The organism is Nocardia sp. NPDC050435, from assembly GCF_040655395.1.
In the GTDB taxonomy this organism is placed as follows: Bacteria; Actinomycetota; Actinomycetes; order Mycobacteriales; family Mycobacteriaceae; genus Nocardia.
This window is the reverse complement of the sequence record NZ_JBFAJW010000023.1, coordinates 1-18,374: the sequence shown is the minus strand read 5'-3', so window position 1 is coordinate 18,374 and position 18,374 is coordinate 1. Positions and strand designations below refer to the sequence as shown.

At 69.4% G+C, this 18,374-nt stretch carries 19 protein-coding genes and 1 riboswitch; of the genes, 9 read left to right on the top strand and 10 right to left on the bottom strand.

Translation table 11 applies throughout. The features are described from left to right. Nucleotides 1–29: 29 nt before the first annotated feature. From AB0I43_RS40525 to bioB, 7 genes are all read right to left on the bottom strand, one after another. Nucleotides 30–3,968 carry a hypothetical protein gene (locus tag AB0I43_RS40525; protein ID WP_357434233.1) on the bottom strand — a complete coding sequence of 1,313 codons (3,939 nt, stop codon included), beginning with the start codon at nucleotides 3,966–3,968 and terminating at the stop codon, nucleotides 30–32. 41 nt (nucleotides 3,969–4,009) lie between these two features. Continuing rightward, nucleotides 4,010–4,225: a hypothetical protein gene (locus AB0I43_RS40520; RefSeq protein WP_357434231.1), complete on the bottom strand. Its 216-nt coding sequence runs from the start codon at nucleotides 4,223–4,225 to the stop codon at nucleotides 4,010–4,012. Between the two features lie 179 nt (nucleotides 4,226–4,404). Beyond that, nucleotides 4,405–4,557, bottom strand: a complete 153-nt coding sequence (locus AB0I43_RS40515; protein WP_357434230.1) for a hypothetical protein — start codon at nucleotides 4,555–4,557, stop codon at nucleotides 4,405–4,407. 85 nt (nucleotides 4,558–4,642) lie between these two features. Further along, nucleotides 4,643–5,176: a DUF1353 domain-containing protein gene (locus AB0I43_RS40510; RefSeq protein WP_357434228.1), complete on the bottom strand. Its 534-nt coding sequence runs from the start codon at nucleotides 5,174–5,176 to the stop codon at nucleotides 4,643–4,645. Between the two features lie 93 nt (nucleotides 5,177–5,269). Next, nucleotides 5,270–5,998 carry a DUF2567 domain-containing protein gene (locus AB0I43_RS40505; protein ID WP_356981405.1) on the bottom strand — a complete coding sequence of 243 codons (729 nt, stop codon included), beginning with the start codon at nucleotides 5,996–5,998 and terminating at the stop codon, nucleotides 5,270–5,272. Then, entirely contained in the window at nucleotides 5,998–6,207 is a 210-nt protein-coding gene (locus AB0I43_RS40500) for a hypothetical protein (RefSeq protein ID WP_357434267.1), read from the bottom strand. Before AB0I43_RS40500 ends, AB0I43_RS40505 begins: the two co-directional genes overlap by 1 nt. A gap of 57 nt (nucleotides 6,208–6,264) precedes the next feature. Further along, the gene (gene bioB / locus AB0I43_RS40495; protein ID WP_357434265.1) at nucleotides 6,265–7,281 is read right to left on the bottom strand and encodes a biotin synthase BioB; all 1,017 of its coding nucleotides are present in this window, start codon (nucleotides 7,279–7,281) and stop codon (nucleotides 6,265–6,267) included. Between the two features lie 146 nt (nucleotides 7,282–7,427). Between bioB and AB0I43_RS40490 the strand changes: the two genes are divergently transcribed. Both AB0I43_RS40490 and AB0I43_RS40485 read left to right on the top strand, forming a co-directional pair. Further along, entirely contained in the window at nucleotides 7,428–8,012 is a 585-nt protein-coding gene (locus AB0I43_RS40490; RefSeq protein ID WP_356981403.1) for a TetR/AcrR family transcriptional regulator C-terminal domain-containing protein, read from the top strand. Nucleotides 8,013–8,172: 160 nt separating this feature from the next. Then, the gene (locus tag AB0I43_RS40485) at nucleotides 8,173–8,823 is read left to right on the top strand and encodes a hypothetical protein (protein WP_357434226.1); all 651 of its coding nucleotides are present in this window, start codon (nucleotides 8,173–8,175) and stop codon (nucleotides 8,821–8,823) included. A 14-nt stretch (nucleotides 8,824–8,837) separates the two neighbouring features. Here the strand turns inward: AB0I43_RS40485 and AB0I43_RS40480 are convergent, their stop codons facing one another. Continuing rightward, on the bottom strand, nucleotides 8,838–10,004 hold the full coding sequence (locus AB0I43_RS40480; protein WP_357434224.1) for an alpha/beta hydrolase: 1,167 nt from the start codon (nucleotides 10,002–10,004) through the stop codon (nucleotides 8,838–8,840). Nucleotides 10,005–10,135: 131 nt separating this feature from the next. Next, a riboswitch (cobalamin riboswitch) is annotated at nucleotides 10,136–10,269 on the top strand. A 54-nt stretch (nucleotides 10,270–10,323) separates the two neighbouring features. Here AB0I43_RS40480 and AB0I43_RS40475 point away from each other — a divergent pair. The 7 genes from AB0I43_RS40475 (at nucleotide 10,324) to AB0I43_RS40445 (ending at nucleotide 16,869) form a co-directional block, all read left to right on the top strand. Continuing rightward, nucleotides 10,324–11,355, top strand: coding sequence for an iron ABC transporter permease (locus tag AB0I43_RS40475; RefSeq protein ID WP_357434263.1), 1,032 nt, complete (start codon nucleotides 10,324–10,326; stop codon nucleotides 11,353–11,355). Nucleotides 11,356–11,416: 61 nt separating this feature from the next. Beyond that, a complete protein-coding gene (locus tag AB0I43_RS40470; RefSeq protein ID WP_357434222.1) occupies nucleotides 11,417–12,229 on the top strand; it encodes an ABC transporter ATP-binding protein in 813 nt (270 codons plus the stop codon). A 23-nt stretch (nucleotides 12,230–12,252) separates the two neighbouring features. Further along, on the top strand, nucleotides 12,253–13,275 hold the full coding sequence (locus AB0I43_RS40465) for an ABC transporter substrate-binding protein (protein WP_357434219.1): 1,023 nt from the start codon (nucleotides 12,253–12,255) through the stop codon (nucleotides 13,273–13,275). Between the two features lie 122 nt (nucleotides 13,276–13,397). Beyond that, nucleotides 13,398–14,657, top strand: a complete 1,260-nt coding sequence (locus AB0I43_RS40460; protein ID WP_357434217.1) for a DUF2786 domain-containing protein — start codon at nucleotides 13,398–13,400, stop codon at nucleotides 14,655–14,657. Nucleotides 14,658–14,739: 82 nt separating this feature from the next. After that, complete coding sequence (locus tag AB0I43_RS40455; protein ID WP_357434215.1) at nucleotides 14,740–15,459, top strand: DsbA family oxidoreductase; 720 nt, start codon at nucleotides 14,740–14,742, stop codon at nucleotides 15,457–15,459. A 75-nt stretch (nucleotides 15,460–15,534) separates the two neighbouring features. After that, on the top strand, nucleotides 15,535–16,281 hold the full coding sequence (locus AB0I43_RS40450) for a hypothetical protein (protein WP_356981396.1): 747 nt from the start codon (nucleotides 15,535–15,537) through the stop codon (nucleotides 16,279–16,281). A 120-nt stretch (nucleotides 16,282–16,401) separates the two neighbouring features. Further along, nucleotides 16,402–16,869, top strand: a complete 468-nt coding sequence (locus AB0I43_RS40445) for a PPOX class F420-dependent oxidoreductase (RefSeq protein WP_356981395.1) — start codon at nucleotides 16,402–16,404, stop codon at nucleotides 16,867–16,869. Between the two features lie 15 nt (nucleotides 16,870–16,884). Here the strand turns inward: AB0I43_RS40445 and AB0I43_RS40440 are convergent, their stop codons facing one another. Both AB0I43_RS40440 and AB0I43_RS40435 read right to left on the bottom strand, forming a co-directional pair. Then, nucleotides 16,885–17,355 carry an SRPBCC domain-containing protein gene (locus tag AB0I43_RS40440; RefSeq protein ID WP_357434213.1) on the bottom strand — a complete coding sequence of 157 codons (471 nt, stop codon included), beginning with the start codon at nucleotides 17,353–17,355 and terminating at the stop codon, nucleotides 16,885–16,887. A gap of 11 nt (nucleotides 17,356–17,366) precedes the next feature. Continuing rightward, nucleotides 17,367–18,095: a DUF1206 domain-containing protein gene (locus AB0I43_RS40435; RefSeq protein ID WP_356981393.1), complete on the bottom strand. Its 729-nt coding sequence runs from the start codon at nucleotides 18,093–18,095 to the stop codon at nucleotides 17,367–17,369. Between the last annotated feature and the right edge of the window lie 279 nt (nucleotides 18,096–18,374).

The following is an 18,374-nucleotide window of genomic DNA, read 5'->3' as shown; positions in this document are numbered from 1 at the left end:
CCGTAGTCGCCCGGTGCCCCGCGTCGAACTCATCGACCCTCCTGATCAACGGCTCGGCCGCAAGGCGGCCGATACGGCAGTTCCGCGACGTGCTCTCGCCACTGGGCTTCGGTGATCGGGCTGGTGTCGGCGCAGAGCCGGTCGGCGACCTGTTGCTCGTCGAGATTCCACCACCGGATCCCCCGGTAGCCGGTCACGAGGTAGCCGCCCTGCGGAGCGAACGCGACCGAGGTCTCATCCGTCACGACTGCTGAGGCCAGCGGATACTCGATAGGTTCGGGCGCGGATCTGTCGGTGAAGTCCCACAGGCGCAGCTCCGAATCCTGGCCCACGGACGCCAGCGACGTACCATCCGGGCTGAAGGCGAGCGACCGCACCAGCGCGGCGTGGCCGCGCAGTGGCTTTGCGAGCTCGGCAGCGGCACCGGGATCGGAGATGTCCCAGACCCGGATCGTTTGCCCGTCGGCAGCGGTGGCCACGCTGCGCCCATCGGGGCTGACCACGAAAGTGATCCGTGCGCTCGGCAGGCCGGCGGGAATTCGGCCGACCTCGCGCAGCGCCGCCGGATCGCTGGTGTCCCACAGACCCAGATAGCCGCTCGCGCCGGCCATCACCACGAGGTCGCGGCGTGGTACCCGGGCCAGCTCAGTCCGTGGAAAGGAGTTCAGACCTGGCAGTTCGGAGATCCGAGCCGCTTCGCCGAGCCGGCGGGGTGCGGAACCGCCCGAAAGATCCCAGGTCTCGAGCACATGCTCGGCAGGCGACCCTGACGGGTGCCGCTGCACGCTGAACAGCCGCGTGGAATCCGAGCTGAACACGGCATTCTCGAACTCGGAAAGGTCGGGCAGATCGCCCAAGGCCCGGATCTCGGCCGAGTCGGAAACCTCGACCATTCTCGCCCCACCGCCCGACAGCTGGAACAGGACTTTCCTCCCGTCTGGGCTGACAATGGGCGGCCCGTAGATTCCCGGGAGTTCGGCTGTCGCGACTCGACGTCGGGCGGCCGGGTCGGTGGTGTCCCAGACCTCGACGGGGCCCGTCGAGTCGCGGAGGAACAAACGGCGGCCCGCCGCGTCGAAGTCGAAACCGCCGACATAGGGGGTGCCTTCCGGCGCGGCAGGTAGCGACCACGTGTGGACCGATCCGTCCTGCCCGGCGACATAGAGGCGCTCATCCGGACCGAAATCGATCGAACCGCCCAGACCCGTGGCAGGCCAGGAGGCCGTCACCATCGGATGGGCCGGGTCGGCGAGCGACAGCACTGTCAGTTTGCCCGAGGCGGAGACGCCGTGTTCGACGGCCAGACGGCGGCTGTCGGGGCTGAACGCGATCGCTCGGGCGTACGCGAACAACTCCCCCGTCCCCACCAGGATCGGCTGCCCGATCGGCTGCGGCAGCGCACCTTTCGACATATCCCACAGTTGGATCGAAGGTACCTGCTTCCCTGCCACCGCCAGGATTCGGCCATCCGGGCTGAATCCTGCCCAGGACGCGTCGTCTCGAATCGTGCCGAGCCGGCGGGCCGCGTCCGGATCGGAGGTGTCCCAGATCTCCACGGCAAGATCCCTGTTCACCACCGCGACCCGTTTCCGATCGGGCGACACATCGAGGGAGGTGTTGGCATCCACCTCGCCCGGGATCACCATCGGACGCGGCCGCGGCTTCGTCGGTTCGGTCAAATCCCAGAGGGTGTAACCGCTTCCGAACTTCGCGGTCACCATCGTCCGGCTATCGGCGTCGAAGCCCAGTACTGCGCCCGGTGACAGCGGCCCGGCGAGCGCGACGGGCCGGTCCGGATCGTGCACATCCCACAGCCTGGCCTGCGCGAACCAGCCCCCGGCGGCGAGAAAACGTCCATCCGGGCTGAAGTAGAGGCCGTCGACGTCCACCCCGATGTCCAGCGGGATCACTCCGGACGCGCGGGGCCGGTCCGGGTTCGTCATGTCCCAGAGCCGAATCGTCCGATCCTGGCCCGCTGTCGCCAGCACCCGCCGGTCCGGGCGAAATGCCAGGGCCGTGACCGACTCCGTATGCGCGGGCAGCGATTTCGCCAGCGGTAGCGTCTGAGTGTCGAGCAGGCGCGCACGAATCTCGGCGTCTGCCGGACGCAGCCGATGCGCGATCAGCGTCAGCTGCGCCGACAGCGACGGGTCCCGATCGCGCAGCCGGTCCGCCTTCGCGACCAGAGCCGCGAAGACAGCGTTGTCGCGCTGCTGGGTGGCCCTGCCGTTCTGGACGAACGCCGCCGCGGCCAAGACCACCGCCACCACCGTCAGCAGCGCCAGCGCCGAGCGCAGCACCAGCGACCGCTGCTCGGCTCGTCGCCGCGCGGCCCCCGAAGCGGCGAGGAACTCCTCGGCCGCGACCCCGACCGCGCCGTTTCCGGCGTGCTCCCGCATGGTGACCAGCCGGGCACCGCGATACAGCAGCGAAGGATCGCGGTCGTTGGCGATCCAATCCGCGGCATCGGCGTGCAGCCGTTGCCTTTCCAGGTATCCCACCCGGTCCTCATCGATCCACGAACGCAGACGCGGCCACGCGTCCAGGACGATTTCGTGTGTCAGATAGGCGGATTCGGTGTCGAGGGTGATCAGCCGGGTGCGGGCGAGAACATCCAGGGCCGCCTCGGTGGCTTCGACGGTTTGGCGCACCAGGTCCGCGCGGCCGACCTTGCGGCGAGTGTCGCGGGAATCGTCGCCGACCGCGACCAGCCCGAGCAGAACCTGCTTCCCCACCGCCTGCTGGAACTCGGAGAGCTCGCCCCAGGCCTTTTCGGCGGTGGCAGCCACCGAACCCAGGACGCCCCCGGCTTGTTCGTAGCCGTCGATGGTGAGGCGCATGCCGTCGCGCCGCTGCCAGACGGCTTCCATGACGTGCGAGACCAGCGGCAGAGCACCGGGCTCGTAGGCTCGGCGGGCGCCGCGACTGCCGAGTCCGCACAGCTCACTGATCACCAGCTCTTCGAGCCCGGATTCCAGTTTGTAGCCGGCCGATTCGGCGGGGCGGGTGATGGCCTCGGCCAGCTCGTCCAGGCGCATGGGGCCGAGCAGATAGCTGCGGTGTTTGAGGGCGTCCTCGAGGACCGGGAAGTCGACGCAGCGGGCGTAGAAGTCGGCGCGCACCGCGACGACGACGGCGGTGAGTGCGCCGTCGCGGCGGATGGCGAGATCTTCCAGGGCCGTGAGGAACTGGGAGCGCTGGTCCTCGTCGGCGCACAGGGTGAACAGTTCTTCGAACTGATCGATCACGAGCAGACGGCGGTGGCCTCGCCCCCACTGCGCCGGCGCGTCCCCGACGGCGGTCTCCGTCCCCTCCGCGGAGACCGCCGTGATCAGCGCGCGCATCGGGTCGGGGCCCGGTGTCAGCGTCGCGATCGCCCAATCTTGTTCAGGTTGCGCCAGTTCCGGGATGACGCCAGCCGCGAGCAGGGAGGACTTTCCCGCACCCGAGGCGCCCACCAGCATGACGACTCCGCCCTGCCCCTCGGGACCGACTGTGCCGCGGATCAATTCGACGAACTCGGCGGTCGGCCGGGAGCGGCCGAAGAAGAGCTCGGCGTCGGCGGGGCCGTAGGCGGTCAGGCCGAGGTACGGGCATTCGGTGGCCGCCGAGGCCGGATCCCATTCGATGGCGGCGGTCCACAGGCGCTGCCACTCCTGCACAGAAAGCAGCGCGGGCGGGACCGGCGTATTCGACTTCCGGGCCTCATCGATCAACGTAAGCGCCACGGGAAGCAGGGTTTCGAACTTCGCGGGGACGTTCCGCCCGGCTTTCCAATCGCTGATACGCTGGATCGATACCCCGCCCTTGTTCCCCGCCGCCCGGGCGGCGCGCATCCGCGCCTCGGCCGCCGCCGCCACGCGCCGCAGGGTCGGATTGCCCGCCGCGTCGAACAGTTCCCCGAACCGCTGCGCGAAGATCGTGCGCGGTGACGGCTGGAGCCGCCCGGTCCCCCGGATCGAATTCATCTACCCCTCCTGATTTCTCGCCCACCGTAGCGGCGCACACGTCACTCGACGCCGGCGACGCACGGCATGGACGGGAGCGCCGTGGGCTCCTTCGGTGAACTCGGCTCGAGTTTCAGCGGTTCGAGATGGCAGGGCAGCGGCAGCCCGCCGACCGGATCGCTGATGTGTTGCAGAACAACAGGTTCCGGTATCGCACTGAGGGTGGCGAGGCCGGTGCCGGTCAGCACCACGGCCACCAGTAGAGACTTCCAAGGCATGGTCGAGACCCCTCGTTCGGATTGTCGCCGGACACCGAGAACGTTAGGGACGGCGCGCCCGCGCCAGGACGCGAGAAAGATCGAACAGGCAGGTCAGGACGGCAAGAGCGGGTTCCGGTCCGGACACATCGCGGCGAAAACCGCTGCGCCGAGACGACTTCGGCGCACGAGAAGACGGATCAGTCGTTCTCGCGCTTGCGGTGCTTGCGATTACGGCGATACTGCCGCTTGCTGGTGATCGGCTGCGCGGCGCTGGAACGCCGGAGCTCGTGCCGCAGACGCCACGCGACGAGGTCGGGGCGCTCGGCAGGTGTCGTGGTCGGACGCTTCATGTCGGAGCCCCCTTTCTGCGTATCGGGCCTGCTCACGGTAGAGCGCCAGTGGCGGCGGGGCCACCGAATTTCCGGCGGGCGGCGCTCAGGCCGTCTTCATCTGCGGCTTCGGCGGCGGGGCCGCGGTGCGACGGCTCACCCGCGCGACGGCCCAGAACACCAACTCCACCAGCCAGAAGATCCACAGGAACAGGGTCACCACGATCACCGGGATCGCGAGGAACACCACGGAGGGCACCGCGACGAGCAGGAAGCGCCCGAGATCGCCGATTGTCGCGCCCGCCAGGCCATTCGCCACGCGCACCGCGGCCCACATCATCCAGCGGCGCGGCAGTGAGACGCCGAGTTCGCGCAGGGCGCGCCGGAAGAGACCGTCGGCGTCGGCGGTGCTCACCTCGTCGGAGTGGATCAGGTAGTCGTGCAGGATGGCGGCGCGGGTGTAGGCGCCGTAGCGCGGGATCAGCCAGACCAGGGCGCGGGGCACGGACGCGAAATCGGTGCGGAAGCCCGCGGGCACGGTGAAGACCTGGCTGTCGCCCTGGTAGACCACCGGCTCGGTGAGCCTCCAGAATTTGGCGTCGAGTTCCTCGACAACCGGGCCGCTACCGATGAACGCCACGACTCGTTCCTCCTCGAACGCAGTGCGTATAACCCAATGTTAGGGCGTTCTGGTACGCCTGTGCCGTCGCGGGAGCAACGGTTCGGACAACAGTCAGTGTGGAGATCGTGACTGGGCGTCGCCCTGATACCTGCTCGTGCCGTTGGGGTATTCGATGGTGCCGTCGGCGTAGGTCACCGAGCCGTCGGCGTTGTGCGACACCGGCTCGTGCGCGTAGGACGTCGGGAAATCGCCGCCGGGCGGGAAACTCACCACCGGCCGCTGGGTGCCGAACGGCCCGGCGAACCCGGTGCCCAGATCCTCGGTGGCGCTGAACGCGGCCAGGAACATCAGCACCAGCGAAGCCATCATCGGCTGCACCACCAGCGCGAGCGAACTGCCGACCTCGGGCGCCAGCGCGATGACGGTGTTGACCGCCGGATCGTCCGGCCGCGGGAACCGCCACTCCGCAACGGTTTCCCCGAACCACCGCATGGCGAACGCGCTCACCAGCGAGCCGACCAGCAGCCCGAGCTGCAGGATCGGCCCGCGCACGGCCCGCCACTTCCACACGGCCACCGCGGACAGCACGCCCGCCACGAAACCCAGGCAGACGAAGATCGCGACCGCGTCGAACTGATGCGTGCTCTCGCCGGTCAGCGGGGCGCCGCGCCCCGGCTGGGTGACCAGCAGATGCTCGGCGGGCGCGAGAAAACCCCACGCCACGCCGCCGGCGATGCCGAGTACCACGAGCGCGGCGCCGACCAGCAGCGCCGCGCGCACCTCACGCCGGACGCCGAAGGCGACCGGGCCGTACACCACTCCGCCGCCGGGGGCCGGCACTAGCGGCGTTCCAGACTCGTCGAATCGAGCACGCCGTGCCGGGAGCACTTGGCCCACCAGCCGTCCGGGCTCACCTGCACGACCATCCGGCGCCCGCACTGCTCGCAGAAGCGCGGCGGCTCCAGCCCGAGCGCGGCGGCGGGCGGAACCGCGTCGTCGAGGCCGGGCACGATCCGCTTCCCGGTGAACGGGTTGTAGCGCTCGTCCATGCTTTGAGGAACCACCTTCAAGACATTACCCATCATGTCCGGCAAGCAGACGCTGGCTCACAACGTTTCGTTGAGCGCCTTGATCGGCATCTTCAATTCGCCGAGCAGATCCAGGTCCGCCTCGGCCGGACGGCCCAGGGTGGTCAGGTAGTTGCCGACGATGACGGCGTTGATGCCGCCGAGGATGCCCTGCTTGGCGCCGAGGTCGCCGAGGGTGATCTCGCGGCCGCCGGCGAAACGCAGCATGGTGCGCGGCAGCGCGAGCCGGAACGCGGCGACGGCGCGCAGCGCGTCGGAGGCGGGCAGCACCTCGAGGTCGCCGAAGGGGGTGCCGGGGCGCGGGTTGAGGAAGTTCAGCGGCACCTCGTCGGGCTCGAGCTCGGCCAGCTGCGCGGCGAACTCGGCGCGCTGTTCGAGCGATTCGCCCATGCCGAGGATGCCGCCCGAGCACACCTCCATGCCCGCCTCGCGCACCATGCGCAGCGTGTCCCAGCGCTCCTCGTAGGAGTGCGTGGTGACGACCTTCGGGAAGTGCGACTTGGCGGTCTCGAGGTTGTGGTTGTAGCGGTGCACGCCCATGGCGGCGAGCTGGTCGACCTGCTCCTGGGTGAGCATGCCCAGCGAGCATGCGACCTGGATGTCGACCTCGTTGCGGATGGCCTCCACACCGGCGGCGACCTGCGCCATCAGGCGCGCGTCCGGCCCGCGCACGGCGGCGACGATGCAGAATTCGGTGGCGCCGGACTTGGCGGTCTGCTTGGCCGCCTCGACCAGGCTCGGGATGTCGAGCCAGGCGGCGCGCACGGGCGACTGGAACAGGCCCGACTGCGAGCAGAAGTGGCAGTCCTCGGGGCAGCCGCCGGTCTTGAGCGAGATGATGCCCTCGACCTCGACCTCCGGGCCACACCACTTCATGCGCACCTCGTGCGCCAGGGCGAGCAGGTCTTCCAGCTGATCGTCGCCGAGGCGGAGCACCTCGAGGGTCTGCTCCTGCGTCAGGCCGACACCGCGCTCGAGCACCTGCTCGCGGGCGATCGACAGAATTCCCGGTGTGGCAGCCGACGAAGTCGGCAGGGTGGGTGAACCGGTATCTACGGGTGCCTGGGTCACGTCACGAAGTCCCTTCGACAGGCTGTGCACGAGGTCCCCGTGCAACTTGAACGGTGTTCAGGCTAGGGTAGGTTCGAGAGTGAGTCAAAACACGTGTGAAGGGAATCGGCGTGCAACTGCATCGGGCGGACGTGGTCGACGGAGCGATCGCCATCCTGGACCAGTACGGCCTGGCCGACCTCACGATGCGCCGCCTCGCCGGCTCGCTGCAGGTGCAGCCCGGCGCGCTGTACTGGCACTTCCCCAACAAGCAGGCCCTGCTCGGCGCCGTCGCCGACAAGATCCTCGCGCCGATGGAAGATCCGATCCGGGCCGACGAATGGTCCGGCCAGGTCAGCGAATTGGCGCACCGCCTGCGCGACTGCCTGCTCGCCTACCGCGACGGCGCCGAACTCGTCTCGGCCACCTACGCCTCCCGCCTGACCACCAGCAAGGGCCGGGAACGCTTCGTCAGCGCCGCGATTCGCGCGGGCATGCCCCGCGAGGAAGCCGAGCTCACCGCCTTCACGCTGCTGTACTACGTGCTCGGGCACACCGTCGACGAGCAGTCGCGGATGCAGATGGATTCGGTGGGCGCGCTGCCGGAGGGGGCGACGCCGCTGGACGAGAACGCGGACCCCACCGCGCGTTTCGATTTCGGGTTGCAGTTGTTCGTGGCCGGGGTGCGGCATCTGCTGGGCACGCGGGTGCGCTGAAAGCTGTTGACCCGAGGCCGCTCCCGGTGAAGGAGCGGCTCAACTCCCGGTAAATCCTGTCGGCGCGCGGTGACCGTTCCGGGCCGATCATGGTTGAATCGCGATGGCCCCGGGGGGCCTATGTCCGTATTTCAGCCAAGATTGGATTCGCGGGACTCGCATGAACGCACCACAACCACCCAATCCGTACAACCAGCCGGGCGGGTGGCAGCAGCCGCAGCAGCCCTACGGCGGCCAGCCCTACGGCGGTCAACCACCCTACGGCGGCCAGCAACCCTACGGCGCGCCTCAGCAATACGGCGCGCCTCAGCAATACGGTCGCCCGCCCGGCCCCGGGCAGCCGCCCTACGGCCAGCAGTACCCGCCGCCGCCCCGCAACGGCGGCAACAAGACGCTGCCGCTGCTCCTCGGCGGCGGCGCGGTGCTGGTCATCATCGTGATCGTGGGGGCGTTCTTCCTGTTCTCCGGCGAAGACGGCGGTATCGGCGGCTCGTCCAAGACGCCGCGCGAGGTCGCCGAGGCGTGGGTCAACGGCACCGGCGACAAGAAGAGCCTGGTCTGCAAATCCGATCTGGCCAAGCTGGACAGTGTGAAGACCACCGGCGTCGTGCCCACCAAGGCGCCCAACATCGATGCGAAGAGCACGCTGAAGAGCGTCGACGTCGCCAGCGGCGCGAGCAGCGGCAGCTTCACCACCGAGATCAGCGTGAAGGTCGCCGGCAAGACCACCGCCCAGACCTTCACCTACAAACTGGTGCAGGAAAGCGGTGACTGGAAGGTCTGCGGGCTGACCGAGGCACTGCTCAAGTAGGACAGGCGCTTTCACTAACCGGGCGCGGCCACGGTCGCGGGCTGGCGGATCTGCTGCTGGAACCGCTGGAGGAACGGCAGCACCTGGTCGGTGATGACCCGGTTGTATTCGGTCGGGCGCTGGATCGGGTTGGCGTGGCCGGTGTCGCGGGGGAAGGCCACCAGCAGTGTGCCGTCGACGCCGCCGGCGAGGTCGATCAGGACCTGGTGGGAGTACTCGACGTCGACGACCCGGTCGCGCCCGGCCTCGCGCGGGCGGAGAAAGACGACGGCGGGGCGGAGTTTGCCGGGGACGGGGCGGGCGAGGGCGCGCAGGTCGTTGCCCGCGCCGCCCGCGACGATCGCCAGGAACTGCGACTCGATCAGCCCGTTGCTGGCGGCGTCGGGGTTGAAGATCTTGTCGTGCAGCACCCGTTCGGCGGCGTCCCGGAGTTCGGGCATCCGGATTCCCGGGTCGCCGTAGAGACCGCGGTCGACGAATTCGCCGCGCCGGGCATACATCTCGACGATGAACCGCAGGGCGCGGCTTTCGCGGGCGCCGGGTAGCCAGCCCATCCAGCGCACCATGTCCTCGCCGCGGCCCCGGCTTTCCTCGCGGACGGCGTTCAGGTCGACGGGTGTGCAGTCCAGGAGCACGCCGACCAGCCGGCGATCGCTTTCGGTGTGGATGTGGCGGGCCACCTCGAGCGCGATCACTCCGCCCATGCTGTGCCCGACCAGGACGACGTTCTCCACCCCCGACATCAGGGCGGCGCGGACGATGAGGTCCGCGATGACCTTGGTGTCGATACCGCGATTGTCGTATTTGATCGCCCACACCACGCCGAGCCGGGACAGCGACGGCAGCGCTTCGGCGGTGTCGCTCGCGTTGAGGTTGCCGAGCCCGACGAGGTCGACCACGACGGTGTCCCAGTTCTGCTGTTCGCCGGGGGTGGCGACGGGCAGGATCGCCGGTTCGGTGCGGGCCAGGCGGGCTCGCTCCGGCGCGACATCGTGGGTCCAGTACTGGGCGAACGCGACGAGTACCGCGATGAGCACAACTGAGAGCCTGACCAGCGTCACCCTGGTGCGGCGCAGCGTCGTCCAGTCGGCGCCGAGGCGGGTGTCCCGCCAGCGGGCCCGGCGTCGCGCGTCGTCGTAGTCGGTGACGGTGGACGGGTGCCGATCGTCCAACAGCGACATCACTCCACTGTGTCTGCGAAATGGATGGTCCGCCATCGGACTTACCGGTCTGCCCCGAGATAAACCTTCGCTAAGCGAAGGACTTCGCTGCATGCCTGGTCACAGCGTTGCCGAGACCGGCACAGTGGACGAACGGAACAGACCGGTATGGTTCACACCGTCATTTCCGGCGAGTGCGGGAATCCGGTGAGAACCCGGAACGGTCGCGCCACTGTGATCGCCCCAGCGGGCGAGAGTCAGACCTCCCTCGCCGGGACGAACTCCGGAAAGGCCGCGACTTGCCTGCTGAGGAAGCACTACCCGCGTGGACGCGCGCCTGATGGTCCGTGTCCGAAGCGCGGTCGCCCTGCCGGCGCTCGCGGCGCTGCTGGTGTGCGCGATGATCCTGGCCACCGGGTTCGGCGCCGAGACGCTGCCGGTCTCCGCGGTCGTCGACGTGCTGCGGCACCGGTTGTTCGGCGGCGTCACCCCGGATCTGGGCCTGGACACCATCGTCTGGCAGTTGCGGGTACCGCGCACCGTGCTGGCCGCGGTGGTCGGCGCGGGCTTGGCGCTGGCCGGGGCGGCCATGCAGACGCTGGTCCGGAACCCGCTGGCCGATCCCTATCTGCTCGGGGTGTCCTCGGGCGCGGGCGTCGGGGCGGCGGCGGTCATCACCTCCGGACTGTTCGCGGGCGCCGGAATCTGGGCGCTGTCGGCGGGCGCGCTGGCGGGCGCGTTCGCCGCGGCGGCCATGGTTTTCGTCATCGCGGTCGCCCAGGGCGGGTTGACGCCGATGCGACTGGTTCTGACCGGGACCGTGCTCGCGTCCGCGTTCGCCGCGTTCAGCAGCTACCTGGTCTTTCGCAGCAAGGATCCCGCGGCCGCGCAGTCGGTGCTGTTCTGGCTGCTGGGCAGTCTCGCGGGCGCGGACTGGACGAAGCTCGGCCTGCCGCTCGCGGTGGTGGCGCTCAGCGGTGCGGCGCTCTGCGCGCTCAGCGGCTGGCTGGACGCGCTGGCCTTCGGGGCCGACACCGCCGCCGCCATCGGCGTTCCGGTCAAGCAGTTGCGGATCGCGCTGTTCGTGCTGCTCGCGGTGCTGGTGGGTGTGCTCGTCGCGGTCTCCGGCGGGATCGGGTTCGTCGGGCTGGTCATTCCGCACGCGGCGCGTCTCGTCGTCGGTCCGCGTCATCGCAACCTCCTGCCGGCCAGCGCGCTGTGCGGGGCGCTGTTCCTGGTGGTCGCCGACGCCGCGACGCGTGCGATCGGCCGCCCGACCGAGATCCCGGTCGGGGTACTGACCGGGCTCATCGGCGCGCCGGCATTCCTGCTGCTGCTCGGCCGCCGCCGCTACCACTTCGGAGAGTCATGAACCGCGGTCACCGTTCTCCGCCGGGCAATCCCGGGCCAGCTCGCTCCGGGCAGGTCACAGCGTGACCGATCCGGAGGCGCTCTCCCAGGCGGACAGCGGAGCCACCGTCGCGGCCCGTGCGGTGACCTGTGCCGCCGGCAAGCGGCGCATCGTCTCCGGCGCCACCTTCGAGATCGACGCGGGCGAGGTCGTCGGGATCGTCGGCCCGAACGGCAGCGGCAAGTCCACCCTGCTGCGCGTGCTCGCCGGGGTGCAGCGGCCCGCGCACGGGCAGATCGTCGTGAACGGCCACGTGCTGCACGATCTTTCGCCGCGCCGCCGCGCCCGGATCGTGGCTCTGGTCGCCCAGGACGAGCGTCCGCCCGCGGACCTGCGCGCCGGGGAGGTCGTCGCGCTGGGCCGCACTCCGTATCTTCCCCCGTGGGGCGCGGGGTCGCCGCGCGAACAGCAGGCCATCGACGAAGCCCTGGCCGCGGTCGATCTGGCCGGATTCGCGGATCGGCCGGTGCGCCGGCTCTCCGGTGGGGAACGCCAGCGCGTGCTGCTGGCCCGCGCGCTGGTGCAGGACACCCCCGTCCTGCTGCTGGACGAGCCGACCAACCACCTCGACATCACGCATCAGCTCGAATTGCTCGCACTGGCGCGGACTCTGAACCGCACGGTCATCATGGCCCTGCACGAGATCTCGCTGGCCGACCGCTATTGCGATCGAATCCTGGTGTTGCACAACGGCAGCGCACACCCTCTCGACGTGCCCGCGCAGGCACTGCGCCCGGACGTCCTGGAGACCGTTTTCGGGGTTCGCGCGCTGCGGGTCCAGCACCCGGACACCGGCGAATCCCATCTTCTGCTCACTCCCCCGGCGTCCGTGTGACGCGCTCGCGAAAGGCGATACCGATGAAAACCACTGTCCGAGTGCTGGCCGTGGCCGCGCTGACCGCCGCACTGGCCGCCTGTAGCGACACCGAGCCCGCCGCCGGGACCCTGACGCTCCGCAACTGCGACGCCGACGTGCAGTTCCCGGCGCCCGCGCAGCGGATGTTCGTCAACGACGGCAACCTGGTCTCGATGGCGCTCGCGCTGGGCGCGCAGGATCAGGTGGTCGCGGTCTCCAGCGTCCAGCGCGACGCCGACACCCTGCGCCGGCACTACGGCCCGGCCGTGGACAGCTTGAAATCCGTTGCACCGCAATATCCCGCACGGGAGACCGTGCTCGCCCAGCGCCCCGACGTGATGGTCGCGGGCTGGAACTACGGCTACGACGAGGCCAAGAACCTCACCCCCGCCTCGCTGCGGCAGGACGGGGTCGCCGCCTACGTCCTCACCGAAAGCTGCCGCCAGTCCGGCGAGGGCGCGCGCGGCATCGTGGAGCCGTGGACGGCGCTGCGCACCGACCTGACCAACCTCGGCGCGATCACCGGCCGCGCCGACCGGGCCGCCGAACTCACCGCTGATCTGGACCAGCGCCTGGCCGCGCTGAGGTCCGCGCCCCAGCCCGCGCGCCGCCCGAACATCTTCCTCTTCGACAGCGCCAGCGACACCATCTATTCCAGCGGCAAATTCGGTGCGCCGCAGGCGATCCTGGAGGCCGCGGGCGGCCGCAACGTCCTCGACGACGTGTACGACACCTGGACCAAGGTCTCCTGGGAGCGCCTCGCGGCCGCGGACCCGGACGCCATCATGTTCGTCGACTACCCCGAACAGACCTTCGCCCAGAAGGTGGAACTGCTGCGCACCAAGCCCGGGATCAACCAGCTGCGCGCCGTCACCGAGGGCCGTTTCCTGAACCTGCCCTACGCCCTGTGGACCAGCGGCCCGCTCAATATCGATGCGGCCGAACAGATCCGCAAACAGCTGGAACGCTGGAATCTGGCGCCCGCCTCGACTATCACCCCGCGCGCCGACGACACCGTCCGCTAGCGCAGGACCGGGCCCGGTCCCATAGTGCGCGGCCGCCGACGAATCGGCAGACCGTCACCAACGGGATTTGCCGGTGGCCGTACCGTACAGACACCGCGAGTCACCGGAAAGGAGCCGCCACCGTGGGGAAGAAACCCAATCGCGCCCACCGGGCGGCCAAACGGCGGGCGCGGCAGGGTGATGCCGATCTGTGGGCGGCCCAGGGTACGGAGACGCCGGAGCAAGTCGCGAACGCGCTGGCGGCCGCCGCACTGGCGACTGCGCAGGGCGACGCCGGGGTGGCCGGGCGCTGTGCTGCCGGACTGGGCGATCCACTGACGCCGCAGCTGGAGCAGGGTGCGGACCTGGCCGCCCAGCGCATCATCGCGCAGGTGCTCGCGAACGGCTGGCTGCCGGGTGACATCGAGCAGGCCGCGCGCCGCCGGGTCGACGAGTTCGCGGTCGCCTACCTGCGCGACGTGCTCGCCACCTATATGGCGGCCTATACGCCCGAGACGATCGATGACATGTGGCGGGAACAGCTCGCGGGCATGCGAATGTGGTGGTCGGCGACCCGGCCGCACCTGGGCCAGTGGGCGGATCGACACCTGCTCACACCGGTCGAGGCCGCGACGACGGTGATCCAGGCGCTCGGCCTGCTGGTGCAGTTGCCGAAGCTGGAACTCATCCGGCCGCTGCCCGGCACCGCGCGCGGCACGGGCAGCACACATCACGCCGACGAGAAGGCGCTCACCCGGGTACGTGGGCTGCTGGCCAAGGCCGAATCGACGTCTTTTCCCGAGGAAGCGGAAAGCCTGTCCGCCAAGGCGCAGGAACTGATGACCAAATACGCCCTCGATCGCGTCCTGATCGAGGCCGCCGGACCCGCGCCCGACCTGCCCGGCGCCCGCCGGCTCTGGCTCGACACCCCCTACACCGACGCCAAAGCCCTGCTGGTCGAGGTCGTGACCCGCGCCAATCGCTGCCGCGCCATCTTCGCCTCGACCTGGGGGTTCACCACCATCGTCGGCGATGAGGACGACCTCGACGCCGTCGAGATCCTGGTCACCTCGCTGCTGGTGCAGGCCACCCGGACCATGATCGCCACGGGCGATCCGGCCATCGGCGACGAGCACTCGCGCAGCCGGTCCTACCGCAAGTCGTTCCTGCTCGCCTACGCCACTCGTATCGGTGAGCGCCTGGCCGCGGCCACCGAGGCCACGATCGCCGACGCGGCCGACCGCGAGCGCCTCCTGCCGGTGCTGGCCTCGCACCAGGCCCGGATCGACAAAGCCTTCGACACCCTGTTTCCCGCGGTCAGCCCGAAACGCACCACCATCCCCAGCGCCGCCGGCTGGGACGCCGGTCGCGCGGCGGCCGATCAGGCCCGGATCGAACGCTGACGGGAACATCCGTGCAGGTCGCGGGGTTGTTACCCGTGGTGGACGGAACCCTCCGCCGCCGCGGACGACGGAACGAGGTGTCATGGCCGTACAGGTCGAGATCTGGACCGATATCAACTGCCCCTTCTGCTACCTGGGCAAGCGGCGCTTCGAAGAGGCGCTGGCGGGCTTCGCGCACCGGGACGCCGTCGAGGTGGTGCACCGGTCCTTCGAACTGGACCCCACCCTCGACCACGGCCACAGCGACGCGGTGATTCCGCACATCGCCGAGAAGTACGGCATCAGCGAGGCCCAGGCCGCCGCCAACGAACGCGGGATCGGCGCGCAGGCCGAGGCGATGGGACTGACCTACCGCATCGAGGGACGTGATTTCGGCAGCAGCTTCGACATGCACCGGCTGCTGCACTTCGCCCTGGCGCAGGGTCGCCAGGAAGCGCTGCTGGACGCGCTCTACGCGGCGAACTTCGCCGACGAGCGGCCGCTGTTCGGCGATACCGAGCGGCTCGTGCAGGTCGCGGCCGGGGCCGGCTTCGACGAGGCCGAAGTCCGCGCCGTGCTCGCCGACCCCGACGCCTACGCCGACGCGGTGCGGGCCGACGAGGCCGAAGCCGGCCGGCTCGGCGCGCGCGGGGTGCCGTTCTTCGTCATCGACCGCAAGTACGGCGTGTCCGGCGCACAGCAGCCCGAGGTGTTCGCCCAGGCGCTCGAACGCGCGTGGGGCGATCACGCACCCGAGATCGAGGTGCTCGGCGAGGCCGAGGCCTGCGGGCCCGACGGCTGCGCGGTGCCGCAGCGCGACTGAGCGGAGGCGCTGGACGGGCGCCGCGCCCCGGTGAATAGTCTGCGAAGACAGGGTTGTTCGTCGGAAGGATGCGAAATGTCGGTTGCGGCCGCGGTCAGTGAGCAGATCCAGCGGGTCGGCGGGAGCTTCATGTTCTCCCGGGAGGCCAAGGAATTCGCGGCGAGCACCGGAGTGGAGGGATTTCTGGGCGGCTACGTGCGCGGCCGCGGCGGCGTGCTCGGGGAAGTGGACGCCGACGTGGTGCGTTCGGCGTTCGGGTTCCTGCCGCTGAGCACGATCCGCACCGGCTGGGAGTCCTCGGCGGCGGTGCCCGCCGCCAAGGCCGCCGAAGGATACCTCGGCGCCTGCCAGGATTTCGGGCGCCGCAAGCTGGCGGATTTCGAGTCCGCGCCGCGCCTGGCCGAACTGATGGAAGCCGTGGTGACGGCGGCCGATTCGGCCGGCGCCGCCCTCTTCGCCGGTTGGCGGGCGATGCCACTGGCCGACGACGCGCCCGCCCGCGTGCTGCACCTCGCGCACACACTGCGTGAGCTGCGCGGCGGAGTACACCTGATGGCGGTGCTCGCCAGCGGTCTGACGCCGTTGCAGGCGGTCCTGATCAAGGGCTCACCGTTCAACGACGGCCCCAACCAGGCCGCGTTCTTCGGCTGGGAAGGTCCCTTCGAGGAGACCACCCCGGAGGTGCTGCGGCGCTGGGAGCGCGCGGAAGCCATGACCAACGAGATGATCGACCCCGCCTTCGCCGTCCTCGGCGAGCAGGCGGGCGCCGAGCTCGTCGAACTCGTATCCGCTTGTCACGACACGGTATTCGCCCGGCGCTGACCGGACGAACGCGGCGGCTCGCACCACGAGCCGCCGCACTCTGTCGGTGGTCCGTGCGAGACTCCGCCCATCCGCGACGACCATCGACAAGCCGCGCCGCGCGCGGTTGAAGGAGCGACAATGGCGGAAAGCATCCGCGACGCTGCCACCGATATCGACAGCATCAACAGGCTCACCGCTGCCGGGGCCCCGCGCACCGAGATCCCCGACAGCCACCTCGATCTGCTGGCGAAGAAGAGCTTCGCGCAGCTGGCCTCGCTCGGCCCCCACGGCGAGCCGCAGACGCACCCGGTGTGGTTCGACGCCGCCGCCGGGCAACTGCTCATCTCCACCGGGACCGACCGGCAGAAGTATCGCAACATCCGCCGCGACCCGCGGGTCTCGGTCTCCATCCTCGATCCGGACGACCCTTACCGCTATCTGGAGGTACGCGGCCGAGTGGTCGAGATCGAGGCGGACCCGCACAAGAAGTTCCTCGACCAGCTGGCGCGCAAATACCTGGAACACGACACCTACCCCTATGCGGAACGGCGCGGCGTCGAGCGGGTGATCCTGCACATTCAGCCCGAACACGTTGTCGGAGGCTGAATCTGCCCTGGGTCGCTAGGGGATTCGCCCGGTCTCGGCCAGGGCGGCGAGTTTGGCGAGGGAGAGTCGCCAGCCGATTTCGTTCTGTTCGGGGTCGACGCCGGCGGGGAGGTTTTCGTGGAGGGCGGTGATGTCGGTGCCGCCGTCCGGGGCGTCGGTAAGGGTTACCGCGATGATCATCTCGCCGCTGAGGGCGGGGTCGTCGGATTCGAATTCGACGATCTGCACCACCTGCTCATCGGGGACGAGGGTGACGAAACGTCCGTGGTGAGTGTCGCTGTGGGCGGTGGTCTTGCCGGTGCCGGTCGGGTCGTCGTAGGTGAGGGTGATGCGGAAGCGGCCGCCCTCGCGAGGGTCGAATTCGTGGACCTCGCTGGATATTCCGGTCGGGACCTGCCAGGTCTGGACCGCTTCCGCATTCACCAGCAGCCGATAGACATCCGGCCTCGGCGCGTTGACGTGCTTACCGATCATGGTGGTCGCCATGGGCGCTCACGCTACATCTTGGCGAAACGCGCCTGCACGAAGTTGTAGAAGCCGTAGATGATGATGCCGAGACCGACGATGATCAGCAGCACCACACCGAAGGGCTGCGCACCGAGCGTCTTGAGCGCGCCGTCGAGGCCCGCCACCTGATCCGGCTTGGACTGGAACGTCGCGATGATCAGCAGAACGCCGACCACACCGATGGCGAACCCCTTCACCAGGTAGGCGGTCATGCCCATGCGGCGCACCACCTCACTGACTCCGCCTTCCAGGTCCTCCTCGAACTTCTTGGTCGCGCCCTTGTACATGTGGTAGCCGCCGACACCGATGATCACCAGGGCGATCACGACCAGCAGGAACTTGCCGCCGGTGTTCTCCATCAGCCGCGCACTCCAGCTCTGGCTCTGCCCACTGCTGGACTTGCCGCTGCCTCGGGCGAAGCTGAGTGCGGTGAGCGCGAAGGCGAAGTAGATGACGGCCTTGGCGCCGGCCTTGACTCGCTGTAGCGCCTCGTGCTTCTTGTCCTGGTGATCCGGCTGCGACGCCTTACCCAGGAAGACCTGCACCACATGCCACAGCGCGAGCAGCGTGAAAGCGATTACGGCCACCCAGAGAATGAAAGGGCCGCCTGGTTTTTCGGCGAGTTCCGCCATAGCGCCCGATTGATCGGCCGTGCCCCCGCCACCGAGGGCCAGGCGTAGCGCCAGATAGCCGATGATCAGGTGGACGATTCCACTCATGACGAATCCGGCGCGCGCAAAGCGCTCGAACGTGGGGTGCTGGGCGATTCGCTCCGCCTGGGAGCCTCTGCCGGCTGTGGTGCTCATCGAGATCCTCACTCCTGTCGAACTGTTTCCGGCGATACCCGGACAGGAGATCTCGAAACGACTTGTGCGCGAACGCAAGAAGGCCCCCAACCGAAGTTGGGGGCCTTCCGCAAAAGATGTTCCGGCGGTGTCCTACTCTCCCACACCCTGTCGAGTGCAGTACCATCGGCGCAGGTGGCCTTAGCTTCCGGG

What these genes read in the sequence shown, in the direction of transcription:
- AB0I43_RS40475 (WP_357434263.1), top strand. Translation starts at nt 10,324, where the DNA reads ATGGTCCGTGTCCGAAGCGCGGTCGCCCTGCCGGCGCTCGCGGCGCTG.
- AB0I43_RS40465 (WP_357434219.1), top strand. Translation starts at nt 12,253, where the DNA reads ATGAAAACCACTGTCCGAGTGCTGGCCGTGGCCGCGCTGACCGCCGCA.
- AB0I43_RS40435 (WP_356981393.1), bottom strand. Translation starts at nt 18,095, where the DNA reads ATGAGTGGAATCGTCCACCTGATCATCGGCTATCTGGCGCTACGCCTG.
- AB0I43_RS40445 (WP_356981395.1), top strand. Translation starts at nt 16,402, where the DNA reads ATGGCGGAAAGCATCCGCGACGCTGCCACCGATATCGACAGCATCAAC.
- AB0I43_RS40480 (WP_357434224.1), bottom strand. Translation starts at nt 10,004, where the DNA reads ATGTCGCTGTTGGACGATCGGCACCCGTCCACCGTCACCGACTACGAC.
- AB0I43_RS40455 (WP_357434215.1), top strand. Translation starts at nt 14,740, where the DNA reads ATGGCCGTACAGGTCGAGATCTGGACCGATATCAACTGCCCCTTCTGC.
- AB0I43_RS40440 (WP_357434213.1), bottom strand. Translation starts at nt 17,355, where the DNA reads ATGGCGACCACCATGATCGGTAAGCACGTCAACGCGCCGAGGCCGGAT.
- AB0I43_RS40525 (WP_357434233.1), bottom strand. Translation starts at nt 3,968, where the DNA reads ATGAATTCGATCCGGGGGACCGGGCGGCTCCAGCCGTCACCGCGCACG.
- AB0I43_RS40450 (WP_356981396.1), top strand. Translation starts at nt 15,535, where the DNA reads ATGTCGGTTGCGGCCGCGGTCAGTGAGCAGATCCAGCGGGTCGGCGGG.
- AB0I43_RS40520 (WP_357434231.1), bottom strand. Translation starts at nt 4,225, where the DNA reads ATGCCTTGGAAGTCTCTACTGGTGGCCGTGGTGCTGACCGGCACCGGC.
- AB0I43_RS40485 (WP_357434226.1), top strand. Translation starts at nt 8,173, where the DNA reads ATGAACGCACCACAACCACCCAATCCGTACAACCAGCCGGGCGGGTGG.
- AB0I43_RS40515 (WP_357434230.1), bottom strand. Translation starts at nt 4,557, where the DNA reads ATGAAGCGTCCGACCACGACACCTGCCGAGCGCCCCGACCTCGTCGCG.
- AB0I43_RS40500 (WP_357434267.1), bottom strand. Translation starts at nt 6,207, where the DNA reads ATGGACGAGCGCTACAACCCGTTCACCGGGAAGCGGATCGTGCCCGGC.